Source organism: Paracoccus chinensis (genome assembly GCF_900102885.1).
GTDB lineage: Bacteria > Pseudomonadota > Alphaproteobacteria > Rhodobacterales > Rhodobacteraceae > Paracoccus > Paracoccus chinensis.
In genome coordinates this window covers 1-16,764 of sequence record NZ_FNGE01000032.1, presented here as the reverse complement: position 1 = coordinate 16,764, position 16,764 = coordinate 1, and the positions used below count along the sequence as shown (strand labels likewise).

General features: G+C 64.1%; 18 protein-coding genes and 3 pseudogenes. 13 read left to right on the top strand and 8 right to left on the bottom strand.

What is annotated here, in order from left to right:
- Window positions 1–337: pseudogene (locus BLQ03_RS16735) on the bottom strand (IS5 family transposase); the annotation flags it as partial.
- 566 nt (window positions 338–903) lie between these two features.
- Between BLQ03_RS16735 and trhA the strand changes: the two are divergent.
- Together trhA and tnpA are read left to right on the top strand one after the other, a co-directional pair.
- Window positions 904–1,560 (top strand): PAQR family membrane homeostasis protein TrhA, encoded by a 657-nt coding sequence (gene trhA, locus BLQ03_RS16730; RefSeq protein ID WP_090757439.1) that lies wholly within the window; start codon window positions 904–906, stop codon window positions 1,558–1,560.
- Window positions 1,561–1,795: 235 nt separating this feature from the next.
- The gene (tnpA, locus tag BLQ03_RS16725) at window positions 1,796–2,161 is read left to right on the top strand and encodes an IS66-like element accessory protein TnpA (RefSeq protein WP_245688993.1); all 366 of its coding nucleotides are present in this window, start codon (window positions 1,796–1,798) and stop codon (window positions 2,159–2,161) included.
- A gap of 53 nt (window positions 2,162–2,214) precedes the next feature.
- Here the strand turns inward: tnpA and BLQ03_RS19260 are convergent.
- Window positions 2,215–2,881, bottom strand: a pseudogene (locus BLQ03_RS19260) (IS256 family transposase); the annotation flags it as partial.
- 157 nt (window positions 2,882–3,038) lie between these two features.
- Here BLQ03_RS19260 and BLQ03_RS16715 point away from each other — a divergent pair.
- Window positions 3,039–3,818: a cell wall hydrolase gene (locus BLQ03_RS16715; protein ID WP_090757437.1), complete on the top strand. Its 780-nt coding sequence runs from the start codon at window positions 3,039–3,041 to the stop codon at window positions 3,816–3,818.
- 69 nt (window positions 3,819–3,887) lie between these two features.
- Here BLQ03_RS16715 and BLQ03_RS16710 read toward each other — a convergent pair whose 3' ends face one another.
- Together BLQ03_RS16710 and BLQ03_RS16705 are read right to left on the bottom strand one after the other, a co-directional pair.
- Window positions 3,888–5,108: an extracellular catalytic domain type 1 short-chain-length polyhydroxyalkanoate depolymerase gene (locus BLQ03_RS16710; protein ID WP_090757443.1), complete on the bottom strand. Its 1,221-nt coding sequence runs from the start codon at window positions 5,106–5,108 to the stop codon at window positions 3,888–3,890.
- 37 nt (window positions 5,109–5,145) lie between these two features.
- Window positions 5,146–5,565 (bottom strand): CopG family transcriptional regulator, encoded by a 420-nt coding sequence (locus tag BLQ03_RS16705; RefSeq protein WP_090757436.1) that lies wholly within the window; start codon window positions 5,563–5,565, stop codon window positions 5,146–5,148.
- A gap of 295 nt (window positions 5,566–5,860) precedes the next feature.
- Here BLQ03_RS16705 and BLQ03_RS16700 point away from each other — a divergent pair, with 295 nt between their 5' ends.
- The 7 genes from BLQ03_RS16700 to BLQ03_RS16670 all read left to right on the top strand — a co-directional run bounded on the left by BLQ03_RS16700 (window position 5,861) and on the right by BLQ03_RS16670 (window position 11,567).
- Window positions 5,861–6,904 carry an alpha/beta fold hydrolase gene (locus BLQ03_RS16700; RefSeq protein ID WP_217629787.1) on the top strand — a complete coding sequence of 348 codons (1,044 nt, stop codon included), beginning with the start codon at window positions 5,861–5,863 and terminating at the stop codon, window positions 6,902–6,904.
- Between the two features lie 490 nt (window positions 6,905–7,394).
- Window positions 7,395–8,276 (top strand): hemerythrin domain-containing protein, encoded by an 882-nt coding sequence (locus tag BLQ03_RS16695; protein WP_090757435.1) that lies wholly within the window; start codon window positions 7,395–7,397, stop codon window positions 8,274–8,276.
- 40 nt (window positions 8,277–8,316) lie between these two features.
- On the top strand, window positions 8,317–8,751 hold the full coding sequence (locus tag BLQ03_RS16690) for a YsnF/AvaK domain-containing protein (RefSeq protein WP_090757434.1): 435 nt from the start codon (window positions 8,317–8,319) through the stop codon (window positions 8,749–8,751).
- Between the two features lie 62 nt (window positions 8,752–8,813).
- A complete protein-coding gene (locus BLQ03_RS18940; protein ID WP_090757433.1) occupies window positions 8,814–9,476 on the top strand; it encodes a YsnF/AvaK domain-containing protein in 663 nt (220 codons plus the stop codon).
- 31 nt (window positions 9,477–9,507) lie between these two features.
- Window positions 9,508–9,894 (top strand): integrase core domain-containing protein, encoded by a 387-nt coding sequence (locus tag BLQ03_RS16680; RefSeq protein WP_175558932.1) that lies wholly within the window; start codon window positions 9,508–9,510, stop codon window positions 9,892–9,894.
- A 387-nt stretch (window positions 9,895–10,281) separates the two neighbouring features.
- Window positions 10,282–11,154: a transglutaminase family protein gene (locus BLQ03_RS16675; RefSeq protein ID WP_090757441.1), complete on the top strand. Its 873-nt coding sequence runs from the start codon at window positions 10,282–10,284 to the stop codon at window positions 11,152–11,154.
- Window positions 11,155–11,333: 179 nt separating this feature from the next.
- Window positions 11,334–11,567, top strand: a complete 234-nt coding sequence (locus BLQ03_RS16670) for a hypothetical protein (protein ID WP_090757431.1) — start codon at window positions 11,334–11,336, stop codon at window positions 11,565–11,567.
- A gap of 207 nt (window positions 11,568–11,774) precedes the next feature.
- Here the strand turns inward: BLQ03_RS16670 and BLQ03_RS19075 are convergent, their stop codons facing one another.
- Window positions 11,775–11,903, bottom strand: a complete 129-nt coding sequence (locus tag BLQ03_RS19075; protein ID WP_281201021.1) for a hypothetical protein — start codon at window positions 11,901–11,903, stop codon at window positions 11,775–11,777.
- Between the two features lie 310 nt (window positions 11,904–12,213).
- Window positions 12,214–13,146, bottom strand: coding sequence for a ribosome small subunit-dependent GTPase A (gene rsgA, locus BLQ03_RS16665; protein WP_245688992.1), 933 nt, complete (start codon window positions 13,144–13,146; stop codon window positions 12,214–12,216).
- A gap of 206 nt (window positions 13,147–13,352) precedes the next feature.
- Here rsgA and BLQ03_RS16660 point away from each other — a divergent pair, with 206 nt between their 5' ends.
- Together BLQ03_RS16660 and BLQ03_RS18460 are read left to right on the top strand one after the other, a co-directional pair.
- The gene (locus BLQ03_RS16660) at window positions 13,353–14,495 is read left to right on the top strand and encodes an alpha/beta fold hydrolase (RefSeq protein WP_245688991.1); all 1,143 of its coding nucleotides are present in this window, start codon (window positions 13,353–13,355) and stop codon (window positions 14,493–14,495) included.
- A 456-nt stretch (window positions 14,496–14,951) separates the two neighbouring features.
- Window positions 14,952–15,158 (top strand): hypothetical protein, encoded by a 207-nt coding sequence (locus tag BLQ03_RS18460; protein WP_175558930.1) that lies wholly within the window; start codon window positions 14,952–14,954, stop codon window positions 15,156–15,158.
- Between the two features lie 502 nt (window positions 15,159–15,660).
- Here the strand turns inward: BLQ03_RS18460 and BLQ03_RS16645 are convergent.
- Together BLQ03_RS16645 and BLQ03_RS16640 are read right to left on the bottom strand one after the other, a co-directional pair.
- Window positions 15,661–15,954, bottom strand: coding sequence for a DUF982 domain-containing protein (locus BLQ03_RS16645; RefSeq protein ID WP_090757428.1), 294 nt, complete (start codon window positions 15,952–15,954; stop codon window positions 15,661–15,663).
- A 98-nt stretch (window positions 15,955–16,052) separates the two neighbouring features.
- Window positions 16,053–16,259 (bottom strand): cold-shock protein, encoded by a 207-nt coding sequence (locus tag BLQ03_RS16640; protein WP_090757427.1) that lies wholly within the window; start codon window positions 16,257–16,259, stop codon window positions 16,053–16,055.
- Between the two features lie 335 nt (window positions 16,260–16,594).
- On the opposite strand from BLQ03_RS16640, the pseudogene BLQ03_RS16635 reads away from it, so the two are divergent.
- A pseudogene (locus BLQ03_RS16635) lies at window positions 16,595–16,764 on the top strand (CopG family transcriptional regulator); the annotation flags it as partial.

The window sequence follows — 16,764 nt, the reverse complement described above, 5'->3', positions numbered from 1 at the left end:
GCCGGCTGCCTGATGATGGGCGCGGACCACGGTGCTGTCGATCATCTGGAGGGCGTCGGGAACTGCCCCACTCGTGTTTAACGCATCCATGATCTGCTCCCATAGCCCGGCCAGCGTCCAGCGTCGGAACTGGCGGTAGACGGACGACCACTTGGCCCTACTCCTCGGGCAGGTCACGCCAGGGCGAGCCGGTGCGGGCGATCCAGAAAATACCATCCAGCACAAGCCGATGGTTCGCGGGTTTGCGTCCGTTCGGGGCGCGGACAGCCCGGATGAAGGGCTCATGGAACGCCCACTCCTCGTCCGACATCAGGTCTCGTGGCAAGCTGGTCTCCATCGCGGATACCAGCTTCAATCACGAGCAGCGCGCCCCGTGAATCCCTTTTGTCAACACGGCCTAGGTCCAGAACCTCTGTCGGGAACGCGGGGTCTTTTGGAAAGTTCCTTGTGGACTTGTGCCACTGTGGTCCGGACGGATCAGGAGGGTATGCCCATGTTGTCGCCAACGTAGCTAAAACCTGCCCCGAGCACAACACTGCGCCGAATGCCCCAGATCAGCTTTGTGGCCATCGATCTCCTTCACTGCGGCTTACCTCGTGCCGCCCCCTGAACCTGGGTCCCTACCGATGGATGTCAAACCACGTCATCACCTACGGGACGCGCGCGTGGCCTTCCTTGCCAACTTGCTGTGGATCTGCTCCGGACCACTTCGACGAGAAGGGCGAATGGGGCTTGCGAGCCCAGATCCCGTGGCTACCAGCGGCCAGTGCCTGACCTTCCTGGTTGTAGTCCCGACGCGAATGATTAGGTCCGGAAGGGTGTTTGCTGGGCACCTCCCTCTCGCCGGCGAGTCCTCAAGGCCCGGGCGGCTACATTGACATCGACTTTCGACAGGACCGCTCAATGATCATCCGTCTGCCGCAGCGCACCGGTTACAGCCGCACCGAGGTCGTCTCGGACTTCGTTGTTCATGCGATTGGCCTGGCAGCCGCCATTCTCGCGGTCCCGATCCTTGTCATCGGCACGTGGTCGCTTGGCAGCGACGCGACTGTTGTCCTGGGTGTCTGGGTCTATGGCGCGGCGCTCATCACCATGATCCTGTGCTCCGCGCTCTACAACATGGCGCACCCGGATGCCTGGAGTCGCGTGTTGCGCCGGCTCGATCATTCGGCGATCTACCTGAAGATCGCAGGCACCTACACGCCCTTTGCCCTGCTTTCCCCCAACCCGACCGGCTGGTTCCTGATCTGGATCTGGGCTTGTGCCGCATTCGGCGCCTGGCTCCGCAGCTTCGCGCAGGACCATTGGCGCGGAGCCGCAATCGGCCTCTATCTGGTCATGGGATGGTCTGGCGCGATCGTTGGCGGCGCTCTCTTCGACGAGATGTCGTCCGGGGTCTTCGCCCTGATCGTGGTAGGTGGGCTTCTCTACACATCCGGCTTTGCGTTCTACCTGTCGCCGCGTCTCCCGTTCCATCGAACGATCTGGCACCTCTTTGTCATCGCTGCGAGCGCCGTCTTCTTTGCAGCCATTGCCACGCATGTTCTGGGAAGCGCCTGACGCACTGCCGCTTGCACTGGGGCAGACATCGGGAACTGACCAGTCAGTTGAGATCATGTGGCCAGATGGCAGCCAAAGGTTCAGCAGGAAGGCCTGATTGCAGGCCGACGCAGGATTCGGAGTCCGTTCGTTGGGGTAGCTCAGGAACGGAGTATCCGTCCGGCGTGACCGCTCTGCCACGGTGAGAGAATGATCGATAGTGTCCATTATGGATGGTGGACACTTTGGGGCGGACGTGGCGCGTCGGACGAAGCGGCTCTGGACGGACGAGGAGAAGCGGTCGATCTGCTTTCAGACGACGGCTCCGGGCGTTTCGATTGCTCAGGTCGCGCGGCGTTACGCGGTCAACGCGAACCTGATCTTCAAATGGCTGCGCGATCCTCGTTTTGGGCCCGAGGCTGAGGCGGGCTCGGGCGAGGGTGCGCAGTTTCTGCCGGTCGAGATCGTGCAGGATACCAGGGAGCTTCCTGCCGCTCCCGCCGCGCCGGCCACCGAGGTGGGCCGGATCGAGATCGAGCTCGCCGGCGGGCAGCGGATGCGGATCACGGGCCGCTACGATCCCGAGGTTCTGGCGCGGCTGATCCGGGGGCTGACGGCGTGATCCCGGTGCCGGCCAACACGCGGGTGTGGCTCGCGGCCGGGGTCACGGACATGCGCAATCCACAGCCCGAGGACCTCGCGCTCCCCTTCGCGGGTGACGCCCAGGGCGATGTAGACCGCCTTGTTCCTGACCATCCTGCTCTCGGCATCGCGGATCTTCACCCGCAGGGCGTCGGTAATGGAGGAGGATCAGGGAACGGGGTGGGGCCCCGTTTCCCCGACGACGGAGCGGATACATCCGGTCCAACGCCCGGTGTTGCCAGTCCCGGACCTCCTCCAGCACGGCATCGGTGACGCGGCTGATCAGGTCCGGCGACACCCGTAGTCCGTAAAGCTCCTCGAGATGGGCCTGGATGTCGCGCACCGAAAGCCCGGCCGCGTAAAGGCCGATGATCTTGTCATCCACTCCGTCGATCCGGGTCTGGCCCTTCCTGACCAGCTCAGGCTCGAAGCTGCCGTCGCGGTCGCGCGGCACCGCCAGCGGCACCTCGCCATCCGAGCCCTTCACCCGCTTCGTCGCGGTGCCATTGCGGCGGTTGGCCTGGTCGGGCGGTGGTTCCGCACCGGCCTCATAGCCCAGGTGCGCGGTCAGTTCGGCCCCAAGCATCCGCTCCATCAGCCGAACCTTCAGTTCCTTCATCAGCCCGGCATCGCCTAGCAAATCGTCGGGCCGCTTGCAGCCCTTCAGCAGTTCGTCCAGCAACTCGGTGGAAATCGTCATCGTCCTTGCTCCTCTCAGGAAGCATGGACCGGGCCAGTCATACACAGAAGACCGGACATTCTCTGAACGTTGAGCCAACGCCCTATCGAAAGCGCGGCTGATCCCGGAACAGTTTCGTGGCAGGCGCTGTTTCCAAACTGATCGAAGGAGTAGCCCGATGATCCGAGCGCTTCTCGCCACGTGCATCGCCCTCGTTGTCGCGTGGCATTCAGGCACCCTGGTTCGTGCTCATGTCGACGAGAACCACGACCGGTGGCCGGTGATCTCCAACGAGGCGCACCGATCCCCAGCATCGTCCGACACCACACGTCTCGCAGCGCTGGATGCGCAGCCACTACTCTCGCTGGATCGCTTCACATCCTCGGCCACTGCACTCAGGCAGCCTCCCGCTCCTACGCGTCCGGATCTGATGCTTGAGGCCGTCCCTGCTCCTGTGCCGCGCCCTCCCAAGATCACTGTGACCCGCCCGCTCCCCCGTCCTGCCACGCCCGAGCAAATTGTGAAGGGCGCGCGTATCCCCTTGCCCCCGGCCTCGTTACACAATGCGAGTGATCTCTCCTGCATCGCCGTGGCGATCTATCACGAGGCCCGTGATCAGGAGGACTTCGGCCAGCGCGCTGTCGCTTCGGTGATCCTCCAGCGCGCCGCAGTCCCACACCGTTGGGGCGGCACGGCCTGCGACAACGTTATCCCCTCGCAGTTCAGCTTCCTGACCTCACACTACGATTACCCGCCGATCGATGACATGAAGGCGTGGGAGAAGGCGGTTCGTTTCGCCGCCAATGCCCTGCTTGAAGGCCCGATGCCCGAACTCAAGGGTGCTGATCACTATCACACCACGGCCGTATCACCGGGATGGGCGCCGAGAATGGACCGAGTTCGGCTGATTGACGATCACGTCTTCTACGTCGATCCTCGCTCGTCCTTCTCGCTGTAGTGCCAACGGCCCATGCGGTGCCGGCGGCTTGCATCCCCCGAGCAATACCCGGGGGAATGACTGCGGCGCTCACGCCTCTGCCAGATCCGATGTTCCATGAAGGAAGAAGCGCACCATGGCCGCCGAAGCGTCGGGGCCGCGCGGATCGGTGTAGGAGCCGCTCGGGTGGCCGCCCGACCAGGCGTGCTGCGCGCCCTCGATCAACCAGCTCTCGATCGTGTGGGTGCCGTCCTTCCGCTTCGTGACGAGGCGGGTGTACCCGCGGATTCCACCCGCAGCTCCGGGCGCGGATTGGGAGATCTGCTCCCCGCTTCCGCCTTTGCCGGCAATGATCCGTTCGGCATTCGAGGGGTGAACCGTGGTGTCGGCGCTGCCGTGGAACACGATCAGTCGTGGGCCCGCCTCCAGCCCTCCGCCGGGTTTTCTCGAGGGTACTGGCGCGATCCCTGGCTGGCCGCGCATCACCGCAAAGGCCGACATGGCGTCATTGGCCGAGCCGTAAGCAAGGCCCGAGTGGACACCGATCGCCCCGTAGAGCTCCGGATAGGTTTCGCCCATGATCGCCGCCATCGCGCCGCCGGCCGAGAGGCCGGCCACGAAGACCCGGTCCGCAGGGATGGCGTACTGGTCGCGCAGGCTCTCGGTCAGGCCGGCGATGATTGCAGGCTCGCCGGTGTCGCGCATCTGGTCGCCCGGCCGGAACCAGTTCCAGCAGGACATGGAGTTGTCGCCGCCGGTCTGCGCTGGATAGGCGACGAGCAGCCGGTGCTCTTCGGCCAGGGCGTTCATCCCGGTCCCTGCCGCGAAGTCCTCAGGGTTCTGCGTGCAGCCGTGCAGCATTACGATCAGACCCTGCAAGCCTTCACCTGCGGTTGACGGGACATAAAGCCGGTAGCGGCGCGCCCCGGCCGCGCAGGAATAGCGCTGATCCAGGAACTGAGCGCCATCTGGCAACGGCATCTCCGGGGCCTGCAGAGGACGGCCAAGACCCGGCAGTCCTTCGAGCTTCAGCCCCTTTCCGCCTTCCTGCAAACTGCGGATGACCTCGCCCAAGGGCTTGCGCAGCCGACCGGTCCGGGAGGAATGATGCTCGGTGAGGCCCAGGCCCGGCAGCGATGCCTGCGGCATCTTCGTAGACCTGCCCGGATCGCCGGCAACGATACCGCCGCCTGAGCCGGTCAAACCCGCAAGGGCCAGTGCGTTCTGGACGATGGCAGTCACGCCGTCCGGATCACCGGACCGCAGGGTGCCGGTCGCGCGGAGGATCTCCGCGACGTAGTCATTGGTCATGGTGTTCACTGTCTTACCTTTCCTGCCGCTCGCGCGGCTATTTGATCCGTGCGGCCAAGGCGGCCTTGATCTCTCGGCTTGCCTGCAGCGCACCCAGCACCGTCAGGGAGCCGATCGTCTGAAGCGCAAGTTCCGGGGTGACGTCGGAGGCGATGCAGGTGAGGCCCACGACCTTGACATGAAGCGTCTCGCCCGCAGCCCATGCGGCTTCCAGTTCGGCCGCCCCCAGTTCCAGCAGGCCGACCTCAAGCCGGTGCCGTTCGATCGAGCGCGACACTTCCTCGGACTGGCTGCGCAACTGGTTGCGGATCGCGGTCCTGATGAAGTCGGTCCGGTTCGAGAAGAAGCCTTCCTGAACCAGGAGATCGATCCGGCCAAGATCGACATAGCCGAGGTTGATGGTGATCTTCTCGGTCTCGGGAGCCCGATCCCGCAGTTGTATCACTTTGCCTGACATACAGCCGTTATCCATCCACATGGATGGTATATGGATGTCAAATCGGACGTCGCAAGGGGAGACAACCTGCATCTGACCGAATGCCCGTCGGGCCATCGTCGTGCGGGGGATGTCTGGATCCCACGGGTGCTGGTTCTGGCGAGCTGCGGGAACCGTACGAGTCTGATTCGGGCCCCGATCCGGAGAGTCCGGGACATACAGGGAACCAACGCACGGGTTCGCGCGTAGGTACGCTGCACTGCAGCATGGTCCGGTCCTCGGAGCCAGCACGCAGCTTTCCAGATCGGATGCCCCCATGAACTCTCAACCCGGCAGGCAACTGCATGCGGACCTGCACGACATGCCCCCTGACCACTCCTCGTCGCCCTCACGTCCTTCCACCCGAACCGCTATCGTCGGCCTCACAGCTGCTGGCCTTGCCGCCTTGGCGGGAGTGAACCATCTCCTGGCCCGGAAAGCCGAGCGGGACAATCCTCCGGCCGGCCGCTTCCTGAACGTGAATGGCGTCCGTCTCCATTATGTGGAGCGGGGGCGCGGGGAGCCGGTGGTCCTGCTGCACGGCAACGGCAGCATGATACAGGATTTCCAGTCGAGCGGCCTTCTCGACCTTGCGGCAAGGAAGTACCGCGTGATCGTCCTTGACCGACCCGGCTACGGTCACAGCGACCGTCCGCGGAGCAGGATCTGGACGCCCGAGGCACAGGCCGACTTGATCCATGACGCGCTTGCGCAGCTCGGCATTGGCCGGGCCACGATCCTCGGCCATTCCTGGGGGTGCTCGGTGGCCGTAGCGCTCGCGCACAAGTACCCCGACCTGGTGGGCGGGCTCGTTCTGGCGTCGGGCTATTACTATCCGACGGCACGGCTCGACGTGGTCGGCACGGGGGTTCCGGCGATGGCGGTGCTGGGCGACGTCCTGCGCTACACCATCTCTCCGGCCCTGAGCCGGCTGATGTGGCCAATCCTGATGCGGAAGATCTTCGGACCCCAGGCGGTGCCCGAGAAGTTCGCCGGGTTCCCGAAGGCCATGGCTGTCCGCCCGTCCCAGATCCGCGCGAGCGCCGCAGAGTCGGCCCTGATGGTTCCGGATGCTCTTTCGGACCGTGAAACCTACTCCCGCCTCAAGATGCCGGTCGCCATCATCGCGGGCGCTGGCGTTCGTCTGATCGATGCCGAGGATCAGTCCGCCAGGCTGCACGGTGATATCCCGAACAGCAGCCTCCACCGCCTCCTCGGCGCAGGCCACATCACCCGCCAGACGGCCACTGAAGCAGTCATGTCCGCGATCGAGAAAGTGGCCCCGTCCCATGGTCGGAGCGCACAGGCGAAGGCCGCCTGAGCGAAAGACCACCTCTGCGCGGTGGAGGTGTCGAACCAAACTGTCAGGCGGTTCTGCCGCCGGGCTCACCCAGCAGGCCTGCGTTCCTGCGGCACCCGCGGCCTTGGCCGCAGGATGACCCAAGGAAGCGTTCGAACGGGCAAGTCCGGCGATCAGGCACTGTGCCGGCGTCGGAGTCCTGCTCAGGAGCGAAGACATCATCCATCTGGCCAGCACCCTCGTGCTCGGACCGGTGACGAGTGGACGGCGGCGAATATTAACTTTGCACTTTACGGAACTCTTCTACGGCTGGGGCATTGTTGCACTGCAGCATCCGTGAATGCGCACGCAGCATCCGCGGTATCAGAAACTCCCCTCGGGGAAGTCCGGGCTCCCTGGTCGCTGAAAGCGGCTCCGCTCCCGCCAACGTCTTACGTCGTCTGAGGCCGTCTCAGGCAAGGCTCCCGAGCCTTGCGACGGTCCCGCGCGCCTCCCAGCAAGGACCAGAAAAATGCCCACCGTTCAGCAACTCATGCAGACCGCGCCAGTCAAGGCCAACGAGATCTTCGCGAAGCTTGCCGACACCCCCGCGCCCACGGCCAGGGCACGCGACCAGCTGGTCTCCGACCTTAAGGTCGAACTCGAGCGGCAAGCCGAGTTCGAGGAACAGCGTCTCTTTCCGGTGCTGAGAGAGAACAAGGAGACGAAGGACCTTGTGGCCGACGCGATGAGGGACAGTCAGCAGATGCGCAAGCTTCTCGGCGAGCTCGAGCGCAGTCCGAAAGATGGCGAGGCGTTCAGCACGAAGGTTGCCGAGTTCCGGGACCTGTTCCAGCGACGCCTTCGTGACGACAAGGACGAGATCCTGCCCTCTGTCTTGAAGGCGCTGAAAGACGAGGAAGCCGGCTCCGCCGTCGCAAAGACCGGAGGCGTGACAACCGGGACCACGCCGGTTCGCCGTACGGACGACAGCGAGCACCCGATGACGGAAGTCGCACGCCAGGGTGCGGATGTCATGAAAGCCGGCATGGATCTGGTGCAACAAGGTACGCAGGTGGCACGCAGGGCCATGGGAACCGGCACCGATGCGACCGGCGAGAGGGACTGGGGGCTCCAGTCAAGGACGGCTCCCGATGATGCGCAGGAAACGGCACGCAGGGCCGCCTCCGTCGGCGGTTCGATGATGGAGCTGCTCAACGAGCAGGCGCTGCAGGTGCTGCAGGCTCAGACCGCAATGACCGCGGGGAGCATCCGGAGGCTGGCAGAGGTGGCCCAGGTGCAAAGCGCCTTCATGGCCGGCAGCTTCCAGAGGATGGGGCAGTTCAACGATCGTTACCTTGCTTTCCTCCGCGGCTGGAGCACCGTCCCGTCCTTCCCGTCCGCCCGTCGCTGAAGGTCGGAGCCGCCCTCAGCCGTCTGGGATCGGAGAGTCCATGTCGAAGCAATCCAGATCCGTACGGGATACCGCTTCCGCGCACCCTGCCGAGGTCATCCCGATCGTCGAGGAGCAGGCCGTCGTCCTCAAGCGCAAGACGCTGACAGAAGGCGTTCGTGTCCGCACGGTGGTGCGCGAGGACGAGGCCCTGATCGACGAGCCCGTCGCAAGCGAAACCGTCGAGGTCGAGCGGGTGCCGCTCGACCGATGGGTGGATGGCCCCGTCCCCGTGCGACAGGAGGGCGACACAACGATCATCACGCTCCTTGAAGAGGTCATGGTGGTCGAGAAGCGCCTGCGCGCGACGGAGGAGATCCGCATCACCCGGCGCCGGGACATCGGACAGCATTCCGAGACCGTCACGCTCCGCCATGAAGAGGCCGTCATCGAGCGCGTGAGCGCCAAGGGCGGCGACAGCCACGACCCGGATTGAACGGGCGCCTTGCCCGTCATCTTCGAGACGACCCAGAACACCCACCAGATGGAGAGACCCGCATGACAACCGTCATCAACGCCTATGCCGACCAGAAGATCGCCGCCCTGGCGATCGCCGCCCTCCGCAAGGAAGGGCTCGGCGGCCAGCAAGCCCGCATTCTGGATGGCGACACGAAGGCGCTTCTGAGCGAGCTTTCCGAGCATGGCTTCGCGAATGCCGATGCCCGTGCCTATGCCAACGCCGTCGAGCAGGGCCAGACGCTGGTCATTGCCAGCATCTCCGAGGAGCAGGCCGACTGGGCCTTGGCCATCATGGACCGTACCGCGTCGGACCATGGCGGCCTCAAGGAAAGCAGCGTTGGCTCGGTGCCGATCGTCGAGGAAGAGCTTTCGGTCAGCAAGGCCAGGAGCGCCAACGGCGGTGTCCGCGTGACCTCGCGCGTCATTGAACAACCGGTCGAAGAAACCGTCACCCTGACGAAGGAGACGGTGGGCGTGAAGCGTCACGCCGCCAATCGCGTATTGGGGGACGAGGAGGCCGCTGCCGTCTTCGAGGAAAAGACCGTCGAGATGATGGGCACCCAGGAAGAGGCCGAGGTGCACAAGGAAGCCCGGGTCGTGGGCGAGGTGGAGCTCACCAAGGAGGTCGAAGCCCATCAGAAAACGGTCAAGGACACGGTCCGCAAGACCGAGGTCGAGGAAGTCGGTACCACGAGGAAGTAAGGCCTGCTTCCCAGCCCACCGCGGGCGGGCCTTGATCCTGCAAGGGATCGGGTTCCTTGCCGAGGTGGGCTTGCACGCGGCCGTCGCGAGCAGGAACCCTCCCGACGGCTGTATCCATCATACCGATCGCGGCTGCCAATACGCATCCCAAAACTACCGTGATGCCCTTGAGGCTGCAGGCCTGCGCGGCTCGATGAGCAGCGTCGGCAATCCCTATCACAACGCTCAGGCCGAGAGCTTCATGAAGACGCTGAAGGTCGAGGAGGTCTACAGGGCAGGATACGAGACCTTTGCCGATGTGGCAGGCCGCTTGCCAGTGTTCATCGAGCAGATCTACAACTTGAAAAGACTGCACTCAGCCCTCGGCTACCGAACCCCCGAGGAATTCGAAGCCCTGTTCGCCCGGAAGGCGGCTTAGTTCGGATGGCGCGATGTGGTCCAGCCCGAGGGGTTCACTCCAAACCCGAGTCAGTTCCAAGTGGAAATCAACACATGGGGTCTAAACCCGAGGCGACCACGTCCGGGGACGACCCTTGTGGCGTCGCGGACCCGCACCTGCGTCGGGGCAAGCCAGATGCCTCCGGTGCAATCAGCGAAACCAACTGTCGTTCCTGCCTGCAGGATCGCTGACCGGCAGTCGTGAAAACGACCTTTCGAGGCTACCGGGCCGAACATGGGTCAGAACAGACCGGCGCCTTCTGCCGGGAGCATGAGCAAGGGGCTGCCGTCCCATTGCCCAGAACCACCGAGGGGCTGGGGGAGTTACTCTCGGCTGCACGGATCGGGGATGTGCAAGGAGCTTCAGTTGGTCCATCTGACCATTCATCACAAGACCACCTACCGCTATCGCGAGCCTGTACAGCTTGGGCCACACCGACTGATGCTGCGCCCTCGCGAGAGTTGTGACCTGAAGATCCTCAGCAGTACTCTGGCAGTCACCCCCACGGCAGCCGTCACCTGGGGACAGGATGTGGCGGGAAACAGCGTGGCCACCGCGGCATTCTCCTTTCCATCCGCGACTGACCGTCTGGTGATCAGCTGCTCCACCGAAGTGGAGCTTTCGGCTGCGGAATGGCCGGTGTTCGACATTGCGGCTGCGGCCATCTCGTTCCCGTTCCGATATTCGGACGAGGACCAGATCGACCTGGGGGCCCTCGCCGTACCGCAGCATGCCGATCCCCAGGGACGTCTGGCTTCCTGGGCCCGGGGCTTCGTGCTCGGCAGTGCAACCGACACGCTTTCGCTGCTCAAAGACCTGAGCGCCGGGGTCTCGGGCGCGCTCGCCTACGAGACACGGGACGATGAAGGCACTCAGAGTCCCGTGGAAAGCCTTGAGCGAGGTGAGGGGTCATGTCGCGACTTCGCGGTTCTCTTCACCGAGGCTGTCCGAAGCCTCGGGTTCGGCGCCCGGATCGTATCGGGATATCTTCATGATGCAGGGGATGGCCTGGTTGGCTCCCAAGGAACAGGCTCGACGCATGCCTGGGCCGAGGTCTACCTGCCGGGAGCAGGCTGGGTACCGTTCGATCCGACAAACCGCAGTGTCGGGGGCGCCAACCTGATCCCGGTCGCCGTTGTGCGAAACATTGACCAAGCCATCCCGGTGGCAGGCAGCTATGCCGGAAAGAGGGACGCTTTCGACGGCATGGACATCGAGGTCCGCGTCGAAGCGAGCTGACAGGCGGGTGCGGCGGGGCAGGGCGCTCTGCCGCCGAGGCATCATCCTTGCAGCCCGATGGGTTGGCCGCGCGGCCATGGGCCGTTGCTCGCGGACCGCCATCCCGCTTGAGCGCGTTGGAGATACAGGCCGACCAACCATGAACGCTGGGTCACACCGGGCGAGATGAAGGAATGCCCATGACCCTCGAAGAGAGCATCGTAGCCCTCGAGCAGGAGGTCATCCACACGCGGCAGGCGGCGGTCGGGATGATGCTCGGCATGATAGATGCCATGACACGGACGCCGGAGGAGCGGGAAGAGATCGCCCGGAGCTTCGATCAGGCAGCGGCAGGTGTGGATCCTGCCCGTGCCCGGCTTTCGCGGCTCGTGGCAGCGGCAATAAGGGAGCGGGCAACGGGACGTCGGGGGTGATGTTACAGGAAGGCAGCGGCGGCGAGGCTTCCCCGAACTCGCGTGACGTCAGATCGCCATTTCCTTGAGGAGGCTTGTGCGTTGGAGCGGCAGGCTGCAGTCAAGCTGACGAGGCGTGCCCCCGCAGGGTGCAGCAAGGAGAGAGGCGCGTCCGCCGCTCTCCCTTTGTCTTGTCAGCAACGAGATCCTGATCCGCTGCAGGTCAGCTCACTTGCCCTTGGCTTTTACCGTGGCTGCCACAACGTCCTTCGTGCTGGGTGCCGCGGCGATCACCTTCGGCACTTGCTTCTTTGGCTTCTTCTCGTCGCGGCCGCGCTTGCTCATGCCCTTGGCCATGCTCGAAGTCCTTCCATACCGGTCCCCATCGGACCGAAAGGCGACACTACGCCTTTCCTTGAATATAGCCACCTTCTTGATCAAACGATCGACGGTGCGGCCCTGATTGGAGCAACGAATGTTGAGGCGTCCCTGCCGCGAAAGTCGGAGGCGTGTCTCCGCTCGCCTGCATTGCCCTTCGATCCAGCGATCACCGCGCCGGGAGATCAGTGCGCCAGGCTCGAATGGCTGGCTTGAGACAGCTGTGATGCAGCATGGAGGCAAGCACGAACGGCAGCAGCTATGGGCCACTGTTCACGAGCCACCCCCTTCAGCGTCGTCTGCCGGGTGCTTTCGTGATCTTGTTCCCGCGCGGCCCCGACTGGATAGGGGTGTTGCTCCGGTTCTCCTCGATGAGCTTGCGCCAGCGATCGACCCGCACGCGGTCCAGTGTTCCGGCCGCCACGGCGGCCTGAACCGCGCATCCCGGCTCAAGGGAGTGGGTGCAGTTCCCGAAGCGGCACAGGGGCGCAAGCTCGGCGATCTCGGCAAAGAGCTGGTCCAGTCCCGCGGTGATGTCGCTGACATGCAACGTCCGGATGCCGGGCGTGTCGATCACCCAGCCACCACCGGCGATCGCATGTAGGGAGCGCGAGGTGGTCGTATGGCGCCCCTTGGAATCCGCCTCACGGATGCTGCCCGTCAGCTGCGCCTCTTCCGGTGCCTTCGCTGCAAGCGTGTTGAGCAGCGAGGACTTCCCCACGCCCGACGAGCCGACCAGGGCAACCGTCTGACCCATGCCGCACCAGGGCGCGAGCGCCAGGGCCGCATCGGGAGACCGGGCATTCAGCGTCACAACGTCCAGCCCGCGTTGCAGGCCTGCCACCTGTTCGCAGTAGTGTTCGGCATTGGCCACCAGGTCCGCCTTTGTCAGAACGATCACCGGCGTGGTCCCGGCCTCGTTCGCAAGCGCCAGGTAGCGCTCGAGCCGCGCCGCATTCAGGTCATCGTTGCAGGAGGTGACGATGAAGAGCGTATCCACGTTTGCCACGATCAGCTGTGGGACGCGGCTACCTTCGGTGCGCCGCTGCAGCAGGGTCTTTCGCTCCAGCCGACGGACGAGCAGCCGGGTGTCCGGCTCCACCAGAACCCAGTCTCCGACCGCATGATCCGCTGTGTTGGCGTGGACAGGGAGCTGCAGCCTCACGGGTCCGGACAGGGACTCGGCGGTCATCCGGGCCCGGTGAACGGTCGCGATGCGCATTCGTGCGAGAGTGTTTTCCTCCGCCTCTAGCTGATCGTCGAAGAACGCCGACCATCCGAGCGCGGTCAGGGTTCGGGATGCCTGATCTGATGAATATGTCACAGTTGTCTCAGTGACCCCGGCACCTGGCTGATGCAAGACCGCCCGTGTCAGCGCCGTATTCGACAAGACAAGAACAAGGGCACGCCGGGGTGAACAGGAGTGTGATGCTCCTGCATGGCCCGCTCGAGGAACCGGTCTCCAGTTCATGCGTAGTTATGCTGCACTGCAGCGCGACCTCGCGCATCAGCACCCTGATGCCGCTTCTCCAGATTGGACGTCCCATGAGCTTTCAACCCGTCAGGCAAGTGCATGCGGAAGCGCACCGCGGGGCACGCAAGCGGTCATCCTCCCCACGCCTGTCCACTTCGACTGCCGTCGTCGGCTTCACTGCGGCCAGTTTGGCCACCTTGGCGGTCGCCAATCATCTCCTCGCCCGGAAAGCCGAGCGCGACAATCCGCCCGCTGGGCGCTTCCTGAACGTAGATGGCGTCCGCCTTCATTATGTGGAGCGCGGCAGCGGGGCGCCTGTGGTCCTGCTGCATGGCAACGGCAGCATGATCCAGGACTTCGAGACAAGCGGCCTCGTCGAGCTTGCGGCCCAAAAACATCGGGTGATCGTCTTTGACCGGCCAGGCTACGGGCACAGTGATCGGCCGCGAAACAGGATCTGGGCAGCCGAGGCACAGGCCGACCTGATCCAGGACGCGCTCGTGCAGCTCGGCATCAAGCGTGCCACGGTTCTTGGCCATTCCTGGGGTTGCCTGGTCGCCGTTGCGCTCGCCCGCAAATACCCTGATCTGGTCGGAGGACTCGTTCTGGCGTCAGGCTACTACTATCCCAGCACGCGGCTTGACGTGGCCGTGATGGCGGTTCCGGCTGTCCCGGTAGTAGGCGACGTCATCCGCTACACGATCTCCCCGATCCTGAGCCGGCTGGCATGGCCACTCCTGATGCGGAAGATCTTCGGGCCCCAGCCGGTGCCGAAGAAGTTCGCAGGGTTCCCGAAGGCCATGGCGGTCCGTCCGTCGCAACTCCGGGCAAGTGCGGCGGAGTCGGCCCTGATGCTACCGGATGCACTTGCGGCCCGTGACACCTACTCCACGCTCAGGATGCCGGTCGCCATCATCGCGGGTGCTGACGACCGACTTGTCGATGCGGAAGATCAATCGGCCCGGCTGCACGAGGATATCCCGCACAGCAGCTTGCAGCGTGTCGACGGCGCGGGCCACATGATCCACCAGACCGCGACGGAGGCGGTCATGTCCGCGATCGAGATCGTGACATCGCCGCACAATGAAGTCGTCTGAGCAAAGGCCCTCTCCGCAGGGAGGAAGGACGACCTACTGCTGCCGTGCCTTGCACTTGGCATAGCGCCGGTCCCGGTCGGTCTTGCGTGCGGCATCGTCCTTGATGACGCGGGCGACCACGCTGTCGGATTCTTCCGGCGCCTCGAGCTTGGCTCTGGCGGCAACAGCGGCGGCCTTCTGATATGCCGCGGCCTCGCCTCGCCGCGCGCCTGCTCTTCCTGCCGCGCCTTTGCCTCCGACTTCAGCCGATCCCGCTCTTCATGCCGTGCGTCCCGCGCAGCAGCAATCGCGAGAAGCTCCTCCTGTCTGGCAATGCGTGTGGGCTCGGCGGCTTCCCTCGTGGCCCGATAGGCGCGAAGGAGCGCAGCCTTAGCATCGGCAGCGGCACCGCGACGGTCGGCGAGATCGTTGGTCTTGGTGGTTTCCTGACCTGTATTCTGTCTGAAGTGTCGTCGGATGGAAATCAGGCCGCTGTCATGGCTTCTGCGGCGCGGAGGCTGCCCGGGCGCGGTCTTCGAGGTCCCTGGCGAGGCGCGCCGCCCGGAGCCGCAGGGTCTTCTCCCGGCGGGCCTCGGCGGCAGCATCGAGTTCATCGGCGGCGCGCTCTCGTGCCCGGAACTGCGACTGGGCCTCGGCAAAGGCAATCTCGGCCTGCTGGCGTGATCGGCTGTGGGTTGGTGTCATGGCGGTTCAACTCCCAGGGGTGATGTCGTGAAGCAGCTCGGCAAGGTTCCGGCGAGGTTGCCCCAGAAGAGATGGCGGTGCGGCCAAGGTCACCCAGGAACGACCTGCAGGGCCGACTTGCACCGATTTTCAAGGCAACGCTCCACCGTTTCTTGTGCGGCCTGCGGCGTCTCGCCCATCTGATGGCAGTTGTGCAGGATCAGCTGCGCAACTTCCTCGTCCGTTCTGCCAAGGTCTTCTCGTACGGCTCGTCGTTTCAGGATCAGGGCCGTCGTGAGGACAAGCGCCACTGGATTGCACGCCGTGGGCTTCAAGGGATCAGATAGTCAGTCAGACCGAAGGTCAAAATCGTCGCCGAATTTGCCGGCAGTCAGAATGCATTACAATCTGAACCGCGCAGCGAACCCGGCAAAGCCGATGCTCATGAACTCAATCAACGATTTATCATCCGACTGCAAGCCGAACCCTCAGTGCCGCCTCATCAAGCAGCAATGGCTCGCGCAGTCTGGCCCATATGAGCGGCGGGCACGAACCCGGCACTCTTCGCCGCCGAGATGAAGGCCCGGCGTGCGGTGCCGACGGAGGCCATGCAGGCCATGGCTGCTTCCACCTGGTCGAGGGCGCGATCACGGGCAGGATCGGAAACCGGCCATTTCTTCCGCAGCCAGTAGCGGGCCTGTTCGGCCGTGGTGATGTCCTGGATGTCGCCATCAGGCGACGTGACAAAGGACAGGGGCTTGCCCCAGTTGATTTCGATCAACGTCAATTCTTTCATGGAGAAGGCGCAAGCTGGCGCATCGCGATGCCGCCGGCTTGCGGGAAAGGCGGGCCTGCGCGAGGGCGGCCCAGCCTTCAGGATTTGCAGATTGTCGCTCAGGCGAGAACGAGGTTCGTTGCCGATTCACGCCCGTTGCGGTCACGTTCCAGATCAAACGACAGCGCCTGGCCGTCGTTCAGCTGATGAATGCCGGCCCGTTCAAGCGCAGACACGTGGACGAAGACGTCCTTCGATCCGCTTTCGGGCTGGATGAAGCCGAAGCCTTTGGTGGAATTGAACCATTTCACGGTGCCATTGGCCATCGTGATATTCCTTTTATCATTGTCGCCCGCACATTGCGGCAACCTGGCAAAGCTGAAGATCGAGAGCTGGGCCAGAAGGAACAGGTTCGAAAAAGAGTGTTGCTGAACGGATATGGATATCCGTTGCTCCTCTTGTAAGGGGCGGCACGCGTTTCTCTGCGTTTCACATCAGGAGCGAGGCCCCATGGGCGGTTATCGTGCCTTGGCCGCAAGGTGGACGAAAATCCTGCGCAGCACTTGCGGGTGCCCCTGAAGATCTCGCGTCCTGGGCCTTGACGAGATGAGTTCAGCCATCCACATACCATCCATATGGATGACTAGCGCAGGAGGTCTAACTGGCGAAGCAACCCGACAACGAGAAGATAACGATCAACCTGGGCCATGTGGACCTCGGGCGGATCGACCTGCTGGTGCAGGAAGGCTTCTACGGCAACCGCAGCGACTTCATCCGCACCGCCATCCGCAACCAGCTTGTGGCCGAGGCGGATGCCGTCAGCCGCTCGAT

What these genes read in the sequence shown, in the direction of transcription:
- trhA (WP_090757439.1), top strand. Translation starts at nt 904, where the DNA reads ATGATCATCCGTCTGCCGCAGCGCACCGGTTACAGCCGCACCGAGGTC.
- BLQ03_RS16715 (WP_090757437.1), top strand. Translation starts at nt 3,039, where the DNA reads ATGATCCGAGCGCTTCTCGCCACGTGCATCGCCCTCGTTGTCGCGTGG.
- BLQ03_RS16710 (WP_090757443.1), bottom strand. Translation starts at nt 5,108, where the DNA reads ATGACCAATGACTACGTCGCGGAGATCCTCCGCGCGACCGGCACCCTG.
- BLQ03_RS16705 (WP_090757436.1), bottom strand. Translation starts at nt 5,565, where the DNA reads ATGTCAGGCAAAGTGATACAACTGCGGGATCGGGCTCCCGAGACCGAG.
- BLQ03_RS16700 (WP_217629787.1), top strand. Translation starts at nt 5,861, where the DNA reads ATGAACTCTCAACCCGGCAGGCAACTGCATGCGGACCTGCACGACATG.
- BLQ03_RS16695 (WP_090757435.1), top strand. Translation starts at nt 7,395, where the DNA reads ATGCCCACCGTTCAGCAACTCATGCAGACCGCGCCAGTCAAGGCCAAC.
- BLQ03_RS16690 (WP_090757434.1), top strand. Translation starts at nt 8,317, where the DNA reads ATGTCGAAGCAATCCAGATCCGTACGGGATACCGCTTCCGCGCACCCT.
- BLQ03_RS18940 (WP_090757433.1), top strand. Translation starts at nt 8,814, where the DNA reads ATGACAACCGTCATCAACGCCTATGCCGACCAGAAGATCGCCGCCCTG.
- BLQ03_RS16670 (WP_090757431.1), top strand. Translation starts at nt 11,334, where the DNA reads ATGACCCTCGAAGAGAGCATCGTAGCCCTCGAGCAGGAGGTCATCCAC.
- BLQ03_RS19075 (WP_281201021.1), bottom strand. Translation starts at nt 11,903, where the DNA reads ATGGCCAAGGGCATGAGCAAGCGCGGCCGCGACGAGAAGAAGCCAAAG.
- rsgA (WP_245688992.1), bottom strand. Translation starts at nt 13,146, where the DNA reads ATGCGCATCGCGACCGTTCACCGGGCCCGGATGACCGCCGAGTCCCTG.
- BLQ03_RS16660 (WP_245688991.1), top strand. Translation starts at nt 13,353, where the DNA reads ATGCTCCTGCATGGCCCGCTCGAGGAACCGGTCTCCAGTTCATGCGTA.
- BLQ03_RS18460 (WP_175558930.1), top strand. Translation starts at nt 14,952, where the DNA reads ATGGAAATCAGGCCGCTGTCATGGCTTCTGCGGCGCGGAGGCTGCCCG.
- BLQ03_RS16645 (WP_090757428.1), bottom strand. Translation starts at nt 15,954, where the DNA reads ATGAAAGAATTGACGTTGATCGAAATCAACTGGGGCAAGCCCCTGTCC.
- BLQ03_RS16640 (WP_090757427.1), bottom strand. Translation starts at nt 16,259, where the DNA reads ATGGCCAATGGCACCGTGAAATGGTTCAATTCCACCAAAGGCTTCGGC.